Origin of the sequence: Reyranella sp. (assembly GCF_004297265.1) — a bacterium.
Classification (GTDB): Bacteria; Pseudomonadota; Alphaproteobacteria; order Reyranellales; family Reyranellaceae; genus Reyranella.
Genome location: NZ_SCUT01000003.1, coordinates 209,781 through 228,908 on the forward strand (window position 1 = coordinate 209,781; position 19,128 = coordinate 228,908).

The 19,128-nt window shown below is 66.7% G+C and carries 20 protein-coding genes; 7 read left to right on the forward strand and 13 right to left on the reverse strand.

Going from position 1 to position 19,128, the window contains the following annotated elements; translation table 11 throughout:
- From tatC to EPO41_RS01345, 11 genes are all read right to left on the reverse strand, one after another.
- On the reverse strand, nucleotides 1-816 hold the full coding sequence (tatC, locus tag EPO41_RS01295; RefSeq protein WP_296319404.1) for a twin-arginine translocase subunit TatC: 816 nt from the start codon (nucleotides 814-816) through the stop codon (nucleotides 1-3).
- Between the two features lie 70 nt (nucleotides 817-886).
- Nucleotides 887-1,384, reverse strand: coding sequence for a Sec-independent protein translocase protein TatB (tatB, locus tag EPO41_RS01300; protein WP_296319406.1), 498 nt, complete (start codon nucleotides 1,382-1,384; stop codon nucleotides 887-889).
- A gap of 27 nt (nucleotides 1,385-1,411) precedes the next feature.
- The gene (locus EPO41_RS01305; protein ID WP_296319408.1) at nucleotides 1,412-1,684 is read right to left on the reverse strand and encodes a twin-arginine translocase TatA/TatE family subunit; all 273 of its coding nucleotides are present in this window, start codon (nucleotides 1,682-1,684) and stop codon (nucleotides 1,412-1,414) included.
- A gap of 110 nt (nucleotides 1,685-1,794) precedes the next feature.
- On the reverse strand, nucleotides 1,795-2,832 hold the full coding sequence (scpB, locus tag EPO41_RS29715; RefSeq protein WP_363246938.1) for an SMC-Scp complex subunit ScpB: 1,038 nt from the start codon (nucleotides 2,830-2,832) through the stop codon (nucleotides 1,795-1,797).
- A gap of 11 nt (nucleotides 2,833-2,843) precedes the next feature.
- Nucleotides 2,844-3,716 (reverse strand): ScpA family protein, encoded by an 873-nt coding sequence (locus EPO41_RS01315; protein ID WP_296319410.1) that lies wholly within the window; start codon nucleotides 3,714-3,716, stop codon nucleotides 2,844-2,846.
- Between the two features lie 54 nt (nucleotides 3,717-3,770).
- Nucleotides 3,771-4,802, reverse strand: coding sequence for a beta-N-acetylhexosaminidase (gene nagZ, locus EPO41_RS01320; RefSeq protein ID WP_296319412.1), 1,032 nt, complete (start codon nucleotides 4,800-4,802; stop codon nucleotides 3,771-3,773).
- 209 nt (nucleotides 4,803-5,011) lie between these two features.
- Complete coding sequence (locus tag EPO41_RS01325) at nucleotides 5,012-5,791, reverse strand: SPOR domain-containing protein (protein ID WP_296319414.1); 780 nt, start codon at nucleotides 5,789-5,791, stop codon at nucleotides 5,012-5,014.
- Between the two features lie 147 nt (nucleotides 5,792-5,938).
- The gene (gene argS, locus EPO41_RS01330) at nucleotides 5,939-7,681 is read right to left on the reverse strand and encodes an arginine--tRNA ligase (RefSeq protein WP_296319415.1); all 1,743 of its coding nucleotides are present in this window, start codon (nucleotides 7,679-7,681) and stop codon (nucleotides 5,939-5,941) included.
- Between the two features lie 56 nt (nucleotides 7,682-7,737).
- Entirely contained in the window at nucleotides 7,738-8,913 is a 1,176-nt protein-coding gene (locus EPO41_RS01335) for a deoxyguanosinetriphosphate triphosphohydrolase (RefSeq protein WP_296319555.1), read from the reverse strand.
- A gap of 62 nt (nucleotides 8,914-8,975) precedes the next feature.
- Nucleotides 8,976-9,407, reverse strand: coding sequence for a universal stress protein (locus tag EPO41_RS01340; RefSeq protein WP_296319416.1), 432 nt, complete (start codon nucleotides 9,405-9,407; stop codon nucleotides 8,976-8,978).
- A gap of 5 nt (nucleotides 9,408-9,412) precedes the next feature.
- Nucleotides 9,413-10,141 carry a TerC family protein gene (locus EPO41_RS01345; RefSeq protein WP_296319418.1) on the reverse strand — a complete coding sequence of 243 codons (729 nt, stop codon included), beginning with the start codon at nucleotides 10,139-10,141 and terminating at the stop codon, nucleotides 9,413-9,415.
- A gap of 138 nt (nucleotides 10,142-10,279) precedes the next feature.
- Between EPO41_RS01345 and gpt the strand changes: the two genes are divergently transcribed.
- From gpt to EPO41_RS01370, 5 genes are all read left to right on the forward strand, one after another.
- A complete protein-coding gene (gpt, locus tag EPO41_RS01350; RefSeq protein ID WP_296319420.1) occupies nucleotides 10,280-10,783 on the forward strand; it encodes a xanthine phosphoribosyltransferase in 504 nt (167 codons plus the stop codon).
- A 160-nt stretch (nucleotides 10,784-10,943) separates the two neighbouring features.
- On the forward strand, nucleotides 10,944-11,957 hold the full coding sequence (locus EPO41_RS01355; RefSeq protein WP_296319422.1) for an NAD(P)-dependent alcohol dehydrogenase: 1,014 nt from the start codon (nucleotides 10,944-10,946) through the stop codon (nucleotides 11,955-11,957).
- Between the two features lie 15 nt (nucleotides 11,958-11,972).
- Nucleotides 11,973-12,959 (forward strand): tripartite tricarboxylate transporter substrate binding protein, encoded by a 987-nt coding sequence (locus EPO41_RS01360; RefSeq protein ID WP_296319424.1) that lies wholly within the window; start codon nucleotides 11,973-11,975, stop codon nucleotides 12,957-12,959.
- An 8-nt stretch (nucleotides 12,960-12,967) separates the two neighbouring features.
- The gene (locus tag EPO41_RS01365) at nucleotides 12,968-15,004 is read left to right on the forward strand and encodes a bifunctional aldolase/short-chain dehydrogenase (protein ID WP_296319426.1); all 2,037 of its coding nucleotides are present in this window, start codon (nucleotides 12,968-12,970) and stop codon (nucleotides 15,002-15,004) included.
- Nucleotides 15,005-15,030: 26 nt separating this feature from the next.
- Nucleotides 15,031-15,927 (forward strand): TauD/TfdA family dioxygenase, encoded by an 897-nt coding sequence (locus tag EPO41_RS01370; RefSeq protein ID WP_296319428.1) that lies wholly within the window; start codon nucleotides 15,031-15,033, stop codon nucleotides 15,925-15,927.
- A 153-nt stretch (nucleotides 15,928-16,080) separates the two neighbouring features.
- Here EPO41_RS01370 and EPO41_RS01375 read toward each other — a convergent pair whose 3' ends face one another.
- A complete protein-coding gene (locus tag EPO41_RS01375) occupies nucleotides 16,081-16,722 on the reverse strand; it encodes a glutathione S-transferase family protein (RefSeq protein ID WP_296319430.1) in 642 nt (213 codons plus the stop codon).
- A 64-nt stretch (nucleotides 16,723-16,786) separates the two neighbouring features.
- Here EPO41_RS01375 and EPO41_RS01380 point away from each other — a divergent pair, with 64 nt between their 5' ends.
- Entirely contained in the window at nucleotides 16,787-17,815 is a 1,029-nt protein-coding gene (locus EPO41_RS01380; protein WP_296319432.1) for an aldo/keto reductase, read from the forward strand.
- A gap of 10 nt (nucleotides 17,816-17,825) precedes the next feature.
- On the forward strand, nucleotides 17,826-18,653 hold the full coding sequence (locus tag EPO41_RS01385) for an amidohydrolase family protein (RefSeq protein WP_296319434.1): 828 nt from the start codon (nucleotides 17,826-17,828) through the stop codon (nucleotides 18,651-18,653).
- On the opposite strand, the gene EPO41_RS01390 is transcribed toward EPO41_RS01385, so the two are convergent.
- Entirely contained in the window at nucleotides 18,654-19,115 is a 462-nt protein-coding gene (locus tag EPO41_RS01390; protein WP_296319437.1) for a CHRD domain-containing protein, read from the reverse strand. It abuts the gene before it with no gap.
- Nucleotides 19,116-19,128: the final 13 nt, after the last annotated feature.

Genomic DNA, 19,128 nt, shown 5'->3' on the forward strand with positions numbered 1-19,128 from the left:
CTAGCTGCCGGACGCCTCGCCGCTCTTGCCGGCTTCCTCGGCCTTCTTTTCGGCCTCCTCGGCCGCCTTGTCCTCGCGCGCGCGCTTCCGCTCGATCACGCCGCCGATCAGGATGCTGATCTCGTAGAAGGCCATCAGCGGCACCGCCAGCGCGATCTGGCTGACCACGTCGGGCGGCGCCAGCACGGCGGCGATGACGAAGGCCACCACGATGGCATAGCGGCGCTTGGACTTCAGCCCCTCGGTGGTGGCGATACCGACCTGGATCAGCAGGGTCAGCAGGACCGGGACCTCGAAGGCGAAACCGAAGGCGAAGACGAGCTGCAGGATGCGTTCGAGATAGTCCGACGATCTCAGCGTCTTCTCGATGTCGGGCGGCGCGTACTGCGTCAGCATGAAATTGATCACGTACGGCAGCACGATGTAATACATCAGCGCGCAGCCGGCATAGAACATGAACGGCGTGGCCACCAGGAACGGCACGAAGGCGCGCTTCTCGTGGCGATAGAGGCCCGGCGCGACGAACAGCCAGATCTGCACCGCGATCAGCGGGAAGCCCACGATCAGCGCCACGAAGGCCGACAGCTTCACCGTGACGAAGAAGAACTCGAAGATGTCGAGGACGATGACCTTGTAGCCGTCGGCCAGCGCCGGCTGGATCAGGAACGAGAAGATCGGCTTGGCGAAGTAGAAAGTGACGAAGAAGACGGCAAAGAAGCAGATCAGCGCATAGATCAGGCGCTTGCGCAGCTCGATCAGGTGATCGAGCAGCGGCATCGGCTTGTCGTCTTCAGGTCCGTCGTATGCCTGGGTCACGGATCACGTCGCAGCATGGGAGCCGCGTTATGCCGCCCTTTGGCGCGCAATTCAAAGCGCAAGTTGGCGCTCAGCCGGCCGCAACGGCCTTGGCCGGCTTCTCTTCGACTGCAGGCACGGCCTCGGGTACGGCAGCCGGCTCCGCGGGAGCGGTCGCAGCCAGGACCGGCGTGGCCAAATCCGGCGCCGGTTCGGCGGCGATCTGGGGGGCCGATTCCGGCTCGACCAGGGGATTGTCGGCCAGAGGATTGTCGAATTGGGTCTTGGCCTCGGCCATGGCCTTCTCGCCCTCGGCCATGCCTTCCTGGATCGCGCTCTTGATCTCGCGCGTTGGGTCGAGCGCCTGCAGGTCGAGGCCGGGCGTGTTAGTGAGCTGCTTCTTCACGTCGTCGAGGTCGGCCTGGCGCACCATCTCGTCGACATGGCCGCGGAATTCCGCGGCCATGCCACGCATCTGGGCCATCCACTTGCCCCAGCTGCGCAGCATGCCGGGCAGTTCCTTGGGGCCGATGACGACGAGCGCCACGACCGCAATGACCAGTAGCTCAGGACTATCGATGCCGAACATGGCCGGTCAGGCCCTCACGTCGCCGCTCTAGACCTTGGCGGCGCTATCCTGGTGGTGGACCGTTCCGCCCGGCGGGGTGGTCGTCGCCTGGGCCGAGATCGGCTTGGCGCTGTCGCCCGGCTGTGCACCCGGCTGAGCCTGCGGCGGTGTCTCTTCCTGGCTGCCCCCGACGCCCTTCTTGAAGGCCGAGAGGCCCTTGCCGAAGTCGCCCATGAGCTGCGAGACCTTGCCGCGACCGCCGAACAGCAGCAGCACGACGGCCAGCACGATCAGCCAGTGCCAAATGCTGAAGCTTCCCATTTCACAATGCTCCCAAGATCGATTGCAATCGGCGTGTCGAATTACGTGTGCCGATTATGGCACCCGTTCCGAAGCCCCGGCAACCTGCCGAATAAGGTGGTTCTGGGGCGTCAACGCCCGGCTTCCGCGGGGCCTTCCTCGACGGCGAGGGGCTCGTCGGCCTCGTCCTCCGTCGGTTCGAGCGGCAGATCGGGCTCGTCAGGCCTGAATATGGGGGGCTGCGAGCGGGCATCCAAGAGCCCGGCGGCCTTCAATTCCTCATGGCCGGGCAGATCGTCGAGGCTCGGCAGGCCGAAATGTTCGAGGAAGAAATCCGTCGTGCCCCAGGTCACCGGCTTGCCGGGCGCCCGGCGGCGGCCCATCGGCTTGATCCAGTTCTGCTCGAACAGCAGGTCGAGGGTGCCCTTGCTCAAACCCACGCCACGGACCTGCTCGATTTCGGCGCGCGTCACCGGCTGATGATAGGCGATGATGGCCAGCGTCTCGACCGAGGCCCGCGACAGTTTGCGCGTCACTGGCTTCTCGATCTTGAGCTTCTCGGAGAGGTCGGGCGCCGTACGGAAGGCATAGCCGCCCGCCACCTGCACGAGGTTCACGCCCCGGCCGGCATAGAGTTCCGCCAGATCGGCCAGCAGGCGCTTCACGTCGGCATCGTCGGGCAGGCGGTCGACCAGCTCCTTCTCGTCCAGCGCCTGGGCGCCGGCGAAGATCAGCGCCTCGAGCAGGCGCAGATGCTGGGCATGATCCGGCGAACCGACGTTGGTGACGTTTTCGCCGGTCGCCTGCGCGACGGCGGCCGACGCAGCAATGGCCGAGACCACGACGGCCTCGGCGGCGACAGTCTCTATGACGGCATCGGCAGACGTTTCGACCGGCTCCGACGCTTCTTCCACGGCGTCGGCCTTCGCTGGCGTGTCGTCGCCGCCGACCTCGTCTGCATCATCGTCGTCGTCATCGTCGTCCGAATCATCATCGTACCCGGACTCGTCGTCGTCCGACTCCTCGTCGTCATCGTCCTTTTCTTCTTCGGCCTTCTCCTGTCCGGCTTTCTCCTCGGCGGCCTCCTCCTTGTCGGCGGCCTGGTCACGGACGGGCTCGAGCGTGTCGGGCTCCTCGACGGCGGAGTTGGGGTTTTCGATGTCTGACATGGCGGGAACCGTCACTGCTGCTCGGTACGTTTACGCAGATGGATGGGGCCGAAACGCTCGCTCTGACGCAGCTCGATCTGACCGTCCTTGGCGAGCTGCAGGCCGGCCACGAAGGTCGCGGCGATCGCCGAGCGGCGGCGGGCCGGATCCGTGAGGCCGGCCGGCAGGAAAGCCTCGAGTGACTGCCAGTCGATGGCGATGCCCAGCATGCGCCCCAGCCGCTCCGCAGCCTCCTCGACCGAGAAGAACTCCATCGGCTTGATCTGGTAGGTGTCGGCATCCTTCGGCCGGACCTGCGAGCCGTAGGCGCTGAGAAGGTCGTAGAGCTTCACGTCCCAGACGGCGCGGCGCACGACGACGATGCCTTCGGGTTGACCGCGCGAGAAGACGTCCCGGCCGAGCTGCGGCCGCGCCATCAGCCGCGCACCTGCCTCCTGCATCGCCTCGAGGCGGCGCAACTGCCACTGCAGCGCGTCCGCCATCTCCTGGCCCGACGGTTCCTCGCCGGCCGGCGGCTCCGGCAGCAGCAGCCGCGACTTCAGATAGGCGAGCCAGGCCGCCATCACGAGATAGTCCGCGGCCAGTTCCAGCCGCAGGCGGCGGGCCTGGTGGATGTGGGCCAGGTACTGGTCGACCAGCGCCACCATCGAGATCTTGCGCAGATCGACCTTCTGGTCCCGCGCCAGGCTCAGCAGCAGGTCGAGCGGGCCCTCGAAGCCTTCGAGATTGACGATCAGCTCACCCTCGCCCGGCGCGATGACGTCAGGTCCGGTCGCGGCGAAGGCGTCGGCAGCAGCGCCCGTGGCCGGAGTCGCCTCGGCCGGCGCGGCGTCGCCATCGGCGACCGGCGCCTCCTCGGGGGGCGGGCTTGCGGGTTCGTTCATGCAGTTCCGGTTTAGTGAGCGGAAGCGCCTACCGCCACATGATTTGGCCCCGCCTTATCCCCACTCCGGCAGGAGTTCGGCAATCCGCCGGGCCGCCTCGGCGAGTCCCCGGGCGCCGGCGGGATCGCGATGGCGGGCGAGGAAACTGCGCCCGACCTGAAAACGTCGATGGGCACGCTCGGTCATCGGACCGGTACGGCCCGCGATCTCGACCATTTCCGCCATCCGGCCGTTGCAGTGGAGGGCGATGTCGCAGCCGGCGGCCAGCGCCCGCGCCGCCCGCTCGCCCAGCGACCCGCCCAGCGCCTGCATCGAGAGATCGTCCGACAGCAGCAGCCCGTCGAAGCCGATATGGGTCCGGATCACGTCCTGCACGGCACCTGCCGAAACCGTGATGCAGTCCGTCGGATCGATGGCGTCGAACAGGAGGTGGCCGGTCATCGCCCAGGGCAGGTCCGAGAGCAGCTTGAACGGCACGAAGTCGGTCCGTTCCAGCTCGTCGCGCGTGGCCGTGACCCTGGGCAATGCCTCATGGCTGTCCACCGTGGCGCGGCCGTGCCCGGGGATATGCTTGATGACCGGCATCACGCCCTCGGCCAGCAACCCCTCGGCCGCCGCCCGGCCCAGCGCTGCCACCGGCTCGGGCCGGTCGGCGTAAGCGCGGTCGCCGATCACGGCGTGGGTCTCGGGAAATGCGATGTCGAGCACGGGCAGGCAGTCCACGTCGCAGCCAATCGACGCGACGTCCGCCGCGAGCAGCCGGGAATTGAGCCGGGTCGCCTCGAGCCCGGCGTCGGGATCGCGGGCATAGAGTTCGCCCAGCAGCCGGGCCGGCGGCGCCTTGCGCCAGTTCGGCGGACGCAGCCGGGCGACCCGGCCACCTTCCTGGTCGATCAGGACCGGCGCCTCGCCGCGCGCGACGCAGGATCGGAGATCGTCGACCAGCCGGCGCGTGCCCTCGATCGTGCCGACATTGCGGGCGAACAGGATGAAGCCCAGCGGATCGGCGTCACGAAAGAAGGCGCGCTCCTCCGCCGACAGCTCGGTTCCGGCGCAGCCCAGGATCAGGGCGCGCGGCCGGCTCATCCGGGAATCCTCCCTAGAGCCTCTCCGGGTGAAGCAGAATCACGTCCCTCCCCATTCAAATGGGGAGGTGTCGGTGAAGCCGACGGAGGGGTCAGAGAATTGGCACGGACGCGCATGCCCCCATCGCCCCGTCTGACGGGGCACTTCCCCATCTGAATGGGGAAGAGATTGATTCCGAATTCCGACGTTTCGATCCACATCGGAAGGCCCTAGCGGGCGGGCGGGACCGAGACGCAGTCGGCCTTGCGGGCCTTCAGCGAAGCACAGACGGAATGGGCCTGCTTCTCGTCGAGCGGGCCCGCCTGCACGCGATACCATACGCCGCGTTCTCCGAGATCGACGCGGACAGCCTGCATGCGCAGGTTCGCCAGCTGCTCGCCGTGCGCGCTCTGCAGCCGCGCCCAGGTCGATTTGGCGACGTCCTCGTTCTTCACCGAAGCGACCTGGATGCGCCAGCCGCCGGTCGGACCGGACATGTTCTCGATCAGGCTGGCGATACTGGGCCCGCTCTCGGTCGTGGTCGGCGTGTTGGTCGCCGGCTGCATGTTGGGCGGATTGGCCGGAACCTTTGGTTCACTGACGGCCGGCGCCGGCGTCGGGCCGCCGGTTGTCGACGCCGTTTGCAGCGGCGTCGGCGTCTTGGCGACTTCGGCTTCCTTGGGCAGCGAGGCCGGCAGCGGCAAGCCGTTGGCCGGCAGCTTCGGCGTCACCGCGACCGGCAGCAGCTTCTCGGGCTGGGCGGGGACGGCGCCGGGAGCGATGCGGTTGAAGACTTCCTTGTCCTGGTTGGGCACCACCAGGCCGCCGGCATTCTCGGGCTTGATCCGGGCCGGGGTGGTCGGCGCCTGCACGACCAGGGGCTCCAGTCCCTTGCCGCCCGCCTTGACGTCTTGGTTGTGCGCCCACCAGACCACCGAACCGAAACTTGCGATGGCGGCGACAGAGACCATCACCGTGAGGATCTGGCCACGACGTCTGTTGACCCGCATGAGCAGCGAGTCCCGCGGCGGCGGCGGAATTGAATCGGGTTCATGCGCGACGGGCCGAGGCGGAGGATCGAGCCGCACAGCTACCGACTCGTTGGGCCGGTAGATCGTTGGTCCGTCGCCGGAGGGGGACCGGCGAACATGCATTTCTTATCTCATTTCCTCGACGGGTGTTACGCCGAAGACCTTTAAACCTGATCCTATCACAAATCCGATTCCCTGTACCAACGCCAGTCGCGCCCGCGTGAGATCGGAATCGCCTTCGATCACGAAACGCAGGCCCGGCTCCTCCCGTCCCCGATTCCAGTGCGAGTGGAAGGCGGCCGCCAGGTCGTACAGATAGAAGCCGATGCGATGGGGCTCGTGCGCCACCGCCGCCGCTTCGACCTGGCGAGGCCACTGGGCGATCATGCGGATCAGCGCGAGCTCGCCCGCGTCGGAGAGGCGGTCGAGCGGCGCGCCGGCGAGACCCTCGACCGCAATGCCCGCGGCCGTGGCCTGGCGCATCACGGAGCGCGTCCGCGCATGTCCATACTGGACATACCAGACGGGGTTGTCGCGTGACTGTTCGGTGGCCTTCACGAGGTCGAAGTCGAACGGCGCGTCGTTCTTGCGCGTGAGCATGGTGAAGCGCACGACATCGGGCCCGACCTCGTCGAGGAGATCGCGCAGGGTCACGAATGTGCCGGCGCGCTTGGACATGCGGACCAGCTCGCCGTTGCGCATGACGCGCACAAGCTGGCAGAGCTTCACGTCGAGCTCGCCCTGCTTGCCGGTGATGGCGCTCACCGCCGCCTTCATGCGCTTGACGTAGCCGCCATGGTCGGCGCCCCACACGTCGATCATGTCGGCGAAGCCGCGCCGGTACTTGTCGTGATGATAGGCGATGTCGTTGGCGAAGTAGGTCCAGCTGCCGTCCGACTTCTTGAGCGGCCGGTCGACCTCGTCGCCGAACTTTGTGGCCCGGAACAAAGTCTGCTCGCGGTCTTCCCAGTCGTCCGGAAGCTGACCCTTCGGCGGCTCGAGCCGGCCCTGGTAGATGAGGCCCTGCTTCGTCAGCTCCTCGAAGGCGCGGTCGACGGCCCCGCTCTCGACAAGGGCGCGCTCCGACGAGAAGACGTCGATACGGACGCCGAGCGTCTCGAGGTCGGCCTTGATCTCGGCCATCAGCGTGGCGATGGCGAAGGCCCGCATCTCGGGCAGCCAGTCGGCCTCCGGTTTGCCGATCCAGCGCGCGCCGTCGCGCCGGGCGATCGCGGCGCCGACGTCCTTCAGATACTCGCCGGGATAGAGTCCCTCGGGGATCGAGTCGATCGTCTCGCCGAGTGCCTCGCGGTAGCGCAGGTAGGTCGACTGGCCGAGCTTGTCGACCTGAGCGCCCGCGTCGTTGATGTAATATTCCTTGGTGACGTCGTAACCCGCCTTGTGCAGCAGGTTGGCCAGCGCGTCACCCACGACGGCGCCGCGCGCATGCGCGACGTGCAGCGGGCCCGTCGGGTTGGCCGAGACATACTCGACGTTCACCTTCTCGGCCTTACCCATCGTCGAATCGCCATAAGCGACCCCGGCCTTCAGGCAGTCGCCGAGGCGCGCACGCCAGAAGCCGTCGGCGATCTTGAGATTGAGGAAGCCCGGCCCCGCCACCGCGCCGTCGACCACGTCGGGATTGGCCTTGAGGCGGGCGAGCAGCGGCTCGGCGATGTCGCGCGGCTTCTTGCCCGCCGCCTTGGACAGGACCATCGCCGCATTGGTCGCGATGTCGCCATGCGCCGGATCGCGCGGCGGCTCGGCGGTGATGGCGGAAAAATCGAGCTTTTCGGGCAGTTCGCCCGCGGCCTGCATCGACTGGAGCGAAGCGACGATCTCGCCGATGAAATGACGGTAGGGATTCATGGGGCGGGTATTGCCGAATCCGCGCCCTTTGTCATCCGGGCGCGCCTGGAGCCGGCTCAGGAATAGAGGTCGAACAGCCGCCTGTGCTCGTCAAGGGCGAAGCGGTCGGTCATGCCGGCGATATAGTCCGCCACGACGCGGGCGCGGGCGTGGGTTCCGGCCTGCTCGGCCTTCTCGCGCCACGGCGAGGGCAGGCAGTTGGGCTCGGCGAACAGCAGGTCGAACAGGTCGACCACGACCCGGCGGGCCTTGGAATGCGAGCGGTTGAGCTTCCAGTGCTCGTACATGCGCGTGTAGAGGAAGCGCTTCACGGTCCTCTCGGTCTCGGCCATCCTTTCCGAAAAGGCCACAACAGGCCGTCCCAGGGTGCGGATGTCGGCCACCGATTTCGGCGCGGCTTCCGTGAGCCGGCGCCGTGACTCGGCCACCACGTCCTCGACCATGGCGTTGATCACACGCCGTACCGCCTCGTGGATCAGGCGGGTCTGGTCGATGCCGGGATACGTGTCGCTCACCAGCGAGAACATCTCGCCGACCAGCGGCAGGTCGAGCAGGTCCCCGACCTCGAACAGTCCGGCGCGCAAGCCGTCGTCGATGTCGTGGTTGTTGTAGGCGATGTCGTCGCTGAGCGCCGCGACCTGCGCCTCCGGCCCGGCATGGCCGTCGAGCTCGAGATCGTGGTCCTGGCAGTATTCGACGATGGCCGCCGGCAGATCCGCCAGCGCCCGCCCGGGCTTCAGCAGCGGGCCGTTATGCTTCACCGCGCCCTCGAGGGCCTCCCAGGTGAGATTCAGGCCGTTGAACTCGGCATAGCGGTCCTCGAGCTTGGTGAGGATACGCAGGGTCTGGGCGTTGTGGTCGAAGCCGGCATAGGGCGCCATGACGCCGTGCAGCGCCTCCTCGCCGGCATGGCCGAACGGCGTATGGCCGAGATCGTGTGCGAGCGCCACGGCCTCGCCGAGATCCTCGTCGAGGCGCAGCACGCGGCAGATCGTGCGCGTGATCTGGGCGACTTCCAGCGAATGGGTGAGGCGCGTGCGGTAGTGATCGCCTTCATGGAACACGAAGACCTGCGTCTTGTGCTTCAGCCGCCGGAAGGCCGTCGAATGGATGATGCGGTCACGGTCGCGCTGGAACGGGCTGCGGCTCGGCGACTCGGCCTCGCGATGATAGCGCCCCTTGCTCTGCCACGGCAGAGTCGCATAAGGCGCCAGCGCCTCGTGTCGCCACATCTCCTCGGCCAAACGCGGTCCTCCTGCAGGGCCCGCGTTCTACGCCGTCCCGGGCGGTATGGCTACTTGACCAGCGTTACGGGCACCTTGGAGTGCGCGATCACGTCCTGCGCAACCGAGCCCAGCAGGACGCCGGTGAGACCGGTATGGCCGCGGGTGCCCATGACCACCAGGCCCGCGCCCAGCTTCCGGACGAAATCGGCGACGATCTCGCCCTGGCGGCCGACGCCGACATGCTTCCTGGCCGCCACCGAGGCCTTCTGGGCCAGCGCCACCGCCGAGGCCAGGGCCTTCTCGCCCTCTTCCCGGTGATAGGAATCGATCTGTTCACGCGACACGAAGGTCGACACGGCGCCGCCGACGCTCGGCTGCACGTTCAGCAGATGCAGCTCGGCCGCGCAGCCGGTCGCGACCATGTCGAGCGCGTGCTGGACCGCGCGATCGGAGGTCTCCGAACCGTCGACGGCGACGAGGATGGCATTGATCTTGTGCATTTCCCCTACTCCTTGCCCTTGTCGGCCGCGAGATCCACCGGATCGTGCTCCTGGTGCTTCTTCTTGGCCCGCTGCTGGAGGAAGTAGCCGACCGCGACGACCAGCACCGCGCAGCCGACCTCGAGGATCGTCTTGGCGTGCGGCGTGAGGGCGTTGAGCTTGGCGGCATAGCCCGGGTCGGTGGCCAGCACCTCGCCCGCGATCCAGCCCAGCAGCGCACCGCCGGCAATGACGATGACCGGGAAGCGGTTGAGCAGCGCCATTATCAGCGTGGCGCCGAATACGATCAGCGGAATGGAGATGATGAGGCCCAGCACCATCAGCGTCGTGTCGCCCTTGGCGGCGGCGGCGATGGCGATCGCGTTGTCGAGGCTCATCACGGCGTCGGCAATGATGATGGTGCGGATGGCCGACATCAGCGAGCTGGCCGCCTTGACGCCGTCCTCGCCCTCTTCCTCTCCCTGCACCAGCTTGACGCCGATCCACAACAACAGGAGGCCGCCGCAGAGTTTCAGGAACGGGATCGACAACAGGTAGTCGACGATCAGGACGAACAGAATTCGCAGGAGGATGGCGCCGCCACTGCCGATGATGATGGCGGGCCGCTGGTGCTTCTTTTCCAGGTTCCGGCATGCCAGCGCGATGACGAGGGCGTTGTCGCCCGACAGGATGATGTTCACCAGAATGATCTGGGTCAGACCGCTCCAGAAAGCGGGCGTCAGCTCAAATCCCATTGTGCAACGGTCCCCGTACCATTTTCCCAGCGTGCCCTGTTTTCGGGCAGCACGCGCTTCTATGCTCCGGCCGAAGGTGTTAGTGCAGCCCTCCCGTAGGGGCAAGCCAAACCGGACAGGATCCAGGGACGAAATCGCATGGCGGGAAGCGCTGGCTACAACAGGATGTTCCCCGTCTCATGGACGGAATTGCATCGCGACGCCCGGGCGCTCGCCTGGCGGCTGGCCGACCTCGGGCCATTCAAGGGCCTGGTCGCGATCACCCGCGGCGGACTGGTCCCGGCGGCCATCGTGGCGCGCGAGCTGAATCTCCGGCTGATCGACACCGTCTGCTGCTCGACCTACGACCGCATGGAGCGCGGCGCCAAGGTGGAACTGCTGAAGGGCACCTCCGCCGAGCAGGACAAGGGCAAGGGCTGGCTGATCATCGACGACCTGGTTGACACAGGCGTCACTGCCCGCGCCGTCCGTGCGATGCTGCCGGAGGCCCATTTCGCCACGGTGTATGCAAAGCCCGCCGGCCGGCCGGTGGTCGACAGCTACGTCACCGAAGTCAGCCAGGATACCTGGATCCTTTTCCCCTGGGACCAGGAGGCCGTCATGGCCAAGACCATCGTCGAACTGAAGGGCGACGCCAAGTGACGATGGCGCACCCCGCCTGCACCACCACCGTTGTCATCCCGAGCGCAGCGAGGGACCTTTCCGGCCGCCAACCAGAGGTCTCTCGCTGCGCTCGGGATGACAATGTGCGGGGCGTTGTAGTGTGCGCCATTCAAGCGCCTGCGCTTACAGGAGCCAACCCATGAAATGCTACGTCATCCCCGCCCCCAAAGGCATCGAGTCGCTCACTCTGGTCGAGCGGCCGGAACCGACACCCGGGCCTCGGCAGGTTCTCGTGCGGGTCAAGGCAACGTCTCTCAACTACCGTGACCTGCTCACCATCGAGGCGCAGTATGCACGGTCGGCCCCCAAGCCGGACCTGATCCCGCTGTCGGACGGTGCGGGCGAGGTGGTCGCGGTCGGTCCCGGGGTCAGCCGCGTGAAGGTCGGCGACCGTGTCGCGGGCTGCTTCATGCAGCGCTGGTTCGGCGGCGCCATCAGCGAGAGCGCGATGCCCTCCGCCATGGGCGGCGCGATCGACGGCATGCTGACCGAACTCGCGGTGCTGGAAGAAGAAGGCGTCGTGAAGCTGCCGGCGCATCTCAGCTACGAGGAGGGCGCCACCCTCCCCTGTGCCGCCGTCACGGCCTGGAACGCTCTGGTCGAGATCGGCCACCTCAAGGCCGGCGACACCGTGCAGATCCAGGGCACGGGCGGTGTCTCCATCTTCGCGCTGCAGTTCGCGAAGATGTTCGGCGCGCGCGTCATCGGCACCTCGAGCTCCGCCGCCAAGGCCGAGCGCCTGAAGCAGATGGGAGCCGAGGCGGTGATCGACTACAAGGCGACACCGGACTGGGACCAGGAAGCGCTGAAGCTCACCAATGGCCGCGGTGCGGACATCACGGTCGAGGTCGGCGGCGCCGGCACCCTCCCGCGCTCCTTCATGGCGACGCGGCTCGGCGGCTCGATCGCCGTGATCGGCCTCCTGTCGGGCATGGCGACGCTCGATCCGATGCCGATCCTGCGCCGCAACCTCAAGGTCCAGGGCCTCTACGTCGGCAGCACGCAGATGTTCGAGGCGATGAACCGTGCCATCGAGGCGAACGGCCTGAAGCCCGTCATCGACAAGGTGTTCCCGTTCGCCGAAGCCCCGGCCGCCTACCGGCACCTCAAGAGCCAGAAGCATTTCGGCAAGATCGTCATTTCACACGCCTAGGAAGCAAATCTCATCATGATCAAGCGCCGTCTGTTCAGCGCCGGCCTGCTGGCCGCGCCCTTCGTGAAAACCGCTTTCGCCCAGAACGCACAATCGGCCTGGCAACCGTCCGGCCCCATCAAGATGGTCGTGGCGTATCCGGCCGGCGGCCCCACCGACGTCATCGCGCGCATCGTGGCCGCCGACATTTCCGGCCCCCTCGGCCAGCAGGTCGTGGTCGAGAACATTTCGGGCGGCGCCGGCGCCATCGGTACGCGCGCCGTCGCCAAAGCGAAGCCGGACGGACAGACGATCACCTTCGGCAACAACCAGACACACGGCAACAACATGTTCATGCTGAAGGAGCCGGGCTACGACGCGGTGAAGGACTTCGCACCGCTGGCCGGCGCCGGCGCCTTCGAGCATGTCTTCGTCGTGCGCAAGGACCTGCCGGTGAAGAACATCCAGGAGCTGATCGCGCTCGCCAAGTCCAAGCCCGGTGAGCTGAACTACGGCTCCACCGGCATCGGCTCGGGCTCCCATCTGTCGACCGAACTGTTCATGGCGCGCACCGGCACCAAGATGACCCAGGTGCCCTATCGCGGTGCGCCGCCGCTGGTACAGGACCTCGTCGGCGGCCGCATCGACATCTCGAACTCGACGCTGCCCAGCGTGCTGGCCCAGATCAAGGCGGGCACGATCCGCGCCATCGCGATCGGCAGCGCCAAGCGCAATCCGCATCTCCCCGACGTCCCGACGCTCGAGGAGCAGGGCGTCACCGGCGCCAACGCCTCCTCGTGGGCCGCCTTCTTCGCGCCGGCGGGCACTCCGCAACCGGCGCTCGACCGTCTGTCGGCTGAGATCATGAAGAGCCTGAAGAAGCCCGAGGTCGTCGAGAAGATCGACAAGCTGGGCTTCACCGTCGAGCCGCGCGATCCCGCGCAGTTCAAGCCTTACCAGGAGCAGGAGATCGCGACCTGGGTGAAGATCGCCAAGGATGCCGGGATCGAGCCGGGAGAATAGGCAGCGCCATGAAGAACCTCTGGTCCGGCGTCGACGCCCGGCAAGCCATCGCAAGCCACGCCGCCAAGGGCATCGGCGAGGACCTCGCCCTGCGGGTCTACACGACGCGCCTGCTGGGCGGCGAGCCGAAGCTCGTGCTGCACGGCGGCGGCAACACTTCGGTAAAGACGCGCATGGCGGACGTCACCGGCCAGCCGCTCGACGTGCTCTGCGTGAAGGGCAGCGGCTGGGACATGGGCACCATCGAGGCGCCCGGCCTGCCCGCCGTCCGTCTCGCCCCTCTGCGCGAGCTGCAGGGGCTGCAGGCGCTCAGCGACGAGGACATGGTCAACGTGCAGCGCGCCAACCTGCTCGACAGCAAGGCGCCCAATCCTTCGGTCGAGACGCTGCTGCACGCCTTCCTGCCCCACAAGTTCATCGACCACACCCATTCCAACGCCGTACTGGCGCTGACCGACCAGCCCGATGGCGCCGAGCTGGCCGCCGACCTCTACGGCAAGCGCGCGGCGCTTGTGCCGTATGTCATGCCGGGCTTCGCGCTTGCCAAGAAGACCGCCGAAATCGCAAAAGCCAATCCGGACGTCGAGGGGTTGATCCTGCTGAAGCACGGCATCTTCTCGATGGGCGCGACGGCGGAGGAAGCCTATGTCCGCATGATCGATCTCGTGACCATGGCCGAGCAGCGTCTCGCCAAGGCGACACGCAAGATCTTCCCCGGCGCCACCTTGCCCGCCAACCCTGCGACGGCGGCGGAGATCGCGCCGATCCTGCGTGGCCTGTTCTCCTTGCCGGCAAAGGCCGGCGGCCGCGAGGCCGCGCAGCGTTTCGTGTTCGAGTTCCGCAGCTCGCCGGAGATCCTGGCCTACGTGAACGGCAAGGAAATCGCGCGCTACAGCCAGCAGGGTCCGGTGACCCCCGACCATGCGATCCGCACCAAGAACGTGGCCTTCATCGCGCCCGCGCCCGAGGCCGGCAAGCTCGACGCATTCAAGAGCGAGGCCAAGGCGGCGCTTGAGAAGTTCGCCGCCGACTATCACGCCTACTTCACGCGTTACAACGGCAAGCAGGTCACGGCGAAGAAGGAGCTGGATCCGATCCCGCGCGTCGCGCTGGTGCCGGGCGTCGGCCTGTTCGGCATCGGCAACAGCTCGAAGGATGCCAGGATCGCAGCCGACCTCGCCGAGACGACGGTGGCGGTGATCGCCGACGCCGAGCGGCTGGGCACTTACGAGTGCATTCCCGAGCCCGACATCTTCGACATCGAATACTGGTCGCTCGAACAGGCGAAGCTCAGCAGCGCCGCCGAAAAGCCACTGGCGCGGCGCATCGTGGTCGTGACGGGCGGCGCCTCGGGCATCGGCGCCGCGACCGCTGCCGCCTTCGCACGCGAGGGCGCCGAGGTCGCGGTGCTCGACCGCGACGTCTCCAAGGTGAAAGGCTTCGCGGTTGCCTGCGACGTGACCGATTCGCAGTCGGTGCGAGACGCCTTCGACAAGGTCGCGGCGACCTTCGGCGGCGTCGACATCGTGGTGTCGAACGCCGGCGCGGCCTGGCAGGGCCGCATCGGCGATGTCGACGAGTCGGTGCTGCGTAAAAGCTTCGAACTCAATTTCTGGGCGCATCAAAGCGTGGCACAGAACGCGGTCCGCATCATGCGGACCCAGAATCTTGGCGGCTGCCTGCTGTTCAACACCTCCAAGCAGGCGGTGAACCCGGGACCGGACTTCGGACCCTATGGTTTGCCCAAGGCCGCGACCCTGTTCCTGATGCGCCAGTACGCGCTCGATCACGGCGGCGACGGCATCCGCGCCAATGCCGTGAATGCCGATCGCATCCGCACGGGTCTCCTGACGGACGAAATGATCGCACAGCGATCCAAGGCGCGCGGCCTCAGCGAGGCCGACTATATGGGCGGCAACCTGCTCGGCCTCGAAGTGACGGCCGACGATGTGGCGCAGGCTTTCGTTTCGCTGGCCAAAGCGGCGAAGACGACGGGCGCTGTCACGACCGTGGACGGTGGTAACATCGCGGCTGCCCTGCGCTAGGGGTTCCTTTCCCAAGGGAGGTCCCATTGTCGATCGAGACGCGTCCGCTCCAGCCTCAGCAGCCCCTGTTCGCCGCCGAGATGAGCGGCATCGATGCGACGCGGCCGCTGACGCCGGCCGATGTCGCGGCGGTCGAGGCCGGCATGGACAAGTATGCCGTGCTGGTGCTGCCCGGCCAGGACATGACCGACGAGCAGCAGCTCGCCTTCACGAAGAACTTCGGTCCGCTGCAGGCCGGCGCCAACACGGCCATCACCGCTTCCAACATGCGCCTGCACACCGCCTTCGCCGACGTGTCCAACCTCGACAAGCAGAACCGGAAGCTGGAACGCGACGACCGTCGCCGTATGGCGGCCCTCGGCAACCGGCTGTGGCACTCCGACGCCACCTTCCGCATCGTGCCCGCGCGCTATTCGCTGCTGAGCGGGCGCATCGTGACCCGCGACGGCGGCAACACCGAATTCGCCGACATGCGCGCCGCCTACGACGCGCTCGACGACGCGACCAAAGCCGAGATCGAAGACCTGGTCTGCGAGCACTCGTTGATCTACTCGCGCGGTCAGCTGGGCTTCACCAACTTCACCGACGAGGAACGCCACAGCATGAAGCCGGTGCTGCACCGGCTGGTGCGCACGCACCCGGTGACCGGCCGGAAGTCTCTGCTCCTGTCGGCCCATATCGGCGCCATCGTCGGTTGGCCCAAGCCGGAGGCCATGGCCTTCATCCGCGACCTGATGGAACACGCGACGCAACCGCAGTTCGTCTACGTCCATCGCTGGACGAAGAACGACTTCGTGATCTGGGACAACCGCACGACCATGCACCGCGTCCGCCGCTTCGACGACCTCAACATCGTCCGCGACATGCGCCGCACCACGACAATGAGCGAAGGGCCGACCGTCGAGGGGCAGCAGGCGGCTTGACAATATCCGTCCTTACAATAGCCGTCGTCTCGACCGAAGCCTCGCGTAGCGAGGCGTAGCGGAGAGACCTTCGCTCCACCAAATGCCGGCAGATCGCCGAGAGAAGATCTCTCCGCTACGCCGCGCGTTGCGCGGCTCCGGTCGAGATGACGGTTAACGTCCCTCGAACTCGGTATCCTTCTTCGGGATCAGGTCGTAGGGCAGCGCGAAGCCCGGCAGTGCCTTGATCCGGTCCCGCCACGCGGCGAGGTTCGGCCGCGAATCGATCGACAGGCCGCCTTCGTGGGCGAAGACCATGCGGCCCCAGCAGCCGATGTCGGCGATCGAGCAGGCATCGCCCACCAGCCACTCGCGACCGGCCAGTGCCTTGTCGGCGAAGTCGAGCGCCGCCTCGGCCTGCGGGCGGAAAAAATTTACGATGTCCTGCGACACGTCGGGGCGGAAGCGCGCGAAATGGCGGACCCGGGCCACGTTGGTGATGGCGTCGTTCTCCCACGACAGCCACTCGCGCGCCTGCCAGCGATGCTGCTCGGTCTTCGGCTCGAAGTGCCCGGTGGTGCGCGCGAGATAGTCGAGGATCACGTTCGACATCACCAGGGTGAGCCCGCGATGGCGCAGCACCGGCACCTGGCCGTAGCGGTTGATCGCGAGATGCGCCGCTTCCTTCTGCACGCCGTTCTTCAGGTTGACCGTGCGAAACGAGAACGGCAGGCCCGAGAGTGCCAGGAACAGCATCGGCTTGTAGCTCGAGCTCGACGTGAAACTGCCGTGCAGAACGAGGCGCTCGTCGGACATGGGAACTCCTGTGGCATTGCGCGGAGGCAATTCGTACTCTCGTCCGTCCTCGGAGGAAACGAACATGACAGCGCTCAAGCGCCGGAAGGTCGGGAAGACGAAACTCGAAGTCACCGAGATCGGGCTGGGAGGCGCGCCGATGGGCGGTTTCCGCGCCACCATTCCCGATGCAGAGGCGGTGCAGCTCACCAACGACGGATACGAGTCCGGCATCCGCTACTTCGACACCTCGCCTTTCTATGGCTACGGACGCAGCGAGCTGCGCATGGGCGCCGCCCTGCGCGAGAAGCCTCGCGACAGCTATGTGCTCTCGACCAAGATCGGCCGCATCCTGCATGTTCGGAAGCTAGGCGAGATCCTGCCCAAGGATTTCCGCGAGAACGGCCTGCCGGGCTTCGTGCCGGAGTTCGACTATACCTACGATGGCGTGATGCGCTCGCTGGAGCACTCGCACCTGCGGCTGGGGATCGACAGGATCGACATCGCGCTGGTCCACGACGTCGATTTCTGGACGATCAAGGACCGCGCCCTCCTCGACGAGCGTTTCAAGACCGTGATGGACTCTGGCTTCCGTGCACTCGACGAGCTGCGCAAGGCCGGAATCATTTCCGCGATTGGTGTCGGCATCAACGAGAGCGACACCAGCACGCGTTTCGTCAAGGCCGGCGATTTCGACTGCATGCTGCTGGCAGGCCGCTACACCCTGCTCGAACAGGGCGCGCTGGAGGAGTTCCTGCCGGAGTGCCTGAAGCGGAACGTCTCGGTGATCCTGGGCGGGCCGTACAATTCCGGCATCCTGACCGGCAATGTGAAGCCGGGCACGACGCACGACTATGTGGCCGCGCCACAGCACCTGGTCGAGAAGGCGCAGAAGATCGAGGCGGTCTGCCAGCGTCATAGCGTGCCGCTCGGCGCCGCGGCGATGCAGTTCCCTCTGTTCCATCCCGCCTTCTGCGCCGTCATCCCCGGCGCGCTCAGCATCGCCGAGGTGAAGCAGAACGTGGCGCATATGAGCGTCAAGATTCCGGTCGAGCTGTGGAGCGAGCTCAAGAGCGAAAAGCTGCTCGATCCCGCGGCGCCGACACCCAACTGAGGAAATCCAAATGAAGATCGTCGATGCGCAGATCCACATCTGGTCGCAGACCGTCACGCCGCCCTCGGGCCTGCACCGCAAGGCCGAGAAGTTCACGGCCGAGCAGGCGCTGAAGGAGATGGACGAAGCCGGCGTCGATGCCGCGCTGATCCACCCGCCCTACTCCTGGGATCCGACCTCCAACCAGCTCGCGCTCGACGCGGCGCGGAAGTATCCCGACCGCTTCGCGGTGATGGGACAGTTCCCACTGGAAGCGCCCGAGAGCCGCGAGCGCATCAAGGGTTGGCGCAACCAGCCGGGCATGATGGGCCTGCGCTGGGCGCTGCTGCAACCGGCCGAACAGAAGTGGCTGAACGACGGGCTGCTCGACTGGGTCTGGCCAGCGGCGGAGAAGGAAGGCATTCCCGTCGCGACCATGGGCGGCATCTTCCCGGACAAGTTCCGCGCGATCGCCGAAGCGCACCCCAACCTCAGGATGATCGTCGATCATTGCGGCCTGAACCGTCACGGCCAGGACGAGGAAGCCTTCATCCATCTCGACAAGCTGGTGGCGATGGCGAAACTTCCCAATGTCGCGGTCAAGGCTACCGGCGCGCCGCACTATTCGACCAAGGGCTATCCGTTCAGGAACATCCATGACGGGCTGCACCGCATCTTCGACGCCTTCGGCCCCAAGCGCTTCTTCTGGGGCACCGACATCACCCGCATGCAATGCACCTACCGCCAGTGCGTGACCTTCTTCACCGAGGAACTCCCGTGGCTGAAGGGACGCGACCTCGAGGACGTGATGGGGCGCGGCTTGTGCGAATGGATCGACTGGAAACTGAAGTTCGACTGACTATTTCAGCGGCAGGAGTTGGCCGCGGATCTCGCCGTCGGGATATTTCTCCGTCATCACGTTGACGTACCAGAGGCCGGCCAGGACTTCCCGGGCCTGTTGCTCGGTCAGCGTCACGCCATCGCTCACGGTCGAACGGTCGGCGTAGAAGGGTACGTCGATGGGAACGGTCTGCACCGCGTTCTGGCCAGGCGCTGCAGGGCCGTAGAGGCCGACCTGGCGCACCGGACCGCTCAGGCGCACCAGGTTGATCCTGTATTCCAGCACCTTGGTCGACGGCCGGTAGGTGGCCGTGAAATAGCCCTCACCCTTGCTGTCGGTGGCCGGCACCTCGCGCGCACCGCTCAGGTCCGCGCGGAAGTCGGTCTTCGGCAGGTTGGGCTCGCCCATGTTGAACGAGCAGCCCGCGGCGGCCAGCAGGAGGCCGAGCGAGAGGACGAGGCGGCGGGTCGAGCGATGCATACTCTTCAGTCTA

Coding starts and splice junctions, on each gene's coding strand:
- tatB (WP_296319406.1), bottom strand. CDS start 1,384: ATGTTCGGCATCGATAGTCCTGAGCTACTGGTCATTGCGGTCGTGGCG.
- EPO41_RS01305 (WP_296319408.1), bottom strand. CDS start 1,684: ATGGGAAGCTTCAGCATTTGGCACTGGCTGATCGTGCTGGCCGTCGTG.
- scpB (WP_363246938.1), bottom strand. CDS start 2,832: ATGTCAGACATCGAAAACCCCAACTCCGCCGTCGAGGAGCCCGACACG.
- EPO41_RS01315 (WP_296319410.1), bottom strand. CDS start 3,716: ATGAACGAACCCGCAAGCCCGCCCCCCGAGGAGGCGCCGGTCGCCGAT.
- nagZ (WP_296319412.1), bottom strand. CDS start 4,802: ATGAGCCGGCCGCGCGCCCTGATCCTGGGCTGCGCCGGAACCGAGCTG.
- EPO41_RS01325 (WP_296319414.1), bottom strand. CDS start 5,791: ATGCGGGTCAACAGACGTCGTGGCCAGATCCTCACGGTGATGGTCTCT.
- argS (WP_296319415.1), bottom strand. CDS start 7,681: ATGAATCCCTACCGTCATTTCATCGGCGAGATCGTCGCTTCGCTCCAG.
- EPO41_RS01335 (WP_296319555.1), bottom strand. CDS start 8,913: ATGTGGCGACACGAGGCGCTGGCGCCTTATGCGACTCTGCCGTGGCAG.
- EPO41_RS01340 (WP_296319416.1), bottom strand. CDS start 9,407: ATGCACAAGATCAATGCCATCCTCGTCGCCGTCGACGGTTCGGAGACC.
- EPO41_RS01345 (WP_296319418.1), bottom strand. CDS start 10,141: ATGGGATTTGAGCTGACGCCCGCTTTCTGGAGCGGTCTGACCCAGATC.
- gpt (WP_296319420.1), top strand. CDS start 10,280: ATGGCGGGAAGCGCTGGCTACAACAGGATGTTCCCCGTCTCATGGACG.
- EPO41_RS01355 (WP_296319422.1), top strand. CDS start 10,944: ATGAAATGCTACGTCATCCCCGCCCCCAAAGGCATCGAGTCGCTCACT.
- EPO41_RS01360 (WP_296319424.1), top strand. CDS start 11,973: ATGATCAAGCGCCGTCTGTTCAGCGCCGGCCTGCTGGCCGCGCCCTTC.
- EPO41_RS01365 (WP_296319426.1), top strand. CDS start 12,968: ATGAAGAACCTCTGGTCCGGCGTCGACGCCCGGCAAGCCATCGCAAGC.
- EPO41_RS01375 (WP_296319430.1), bottom strand. CDS start 16,722: ATGTCCGACGAGCGCCTCGTTCTGCACGGCAGTTTCACGTCGAGCTCG.
- EPO41_RS01380 (WP_296319432.1), top strand. CDS start 16,787: ATGACAGCGCTCAAGCGCCGGAAGGTCGGGAAGACGAAACTCGAAGTC.
- EPO41_RS01385 (WP_296319434.1), top strand. CDS start 17,826: ATGAAGATCGTCGATGCGCAGATCCACATCTGGTCGCAGACCGTCACG.
- EPO41_RS01390 (WP_296319437.1), bottom strand. CDS start 19,115: ATGCATCGCTCGACCCGCCGCCTCGTCCTCTCGCTCGGCCTCCTGCTG.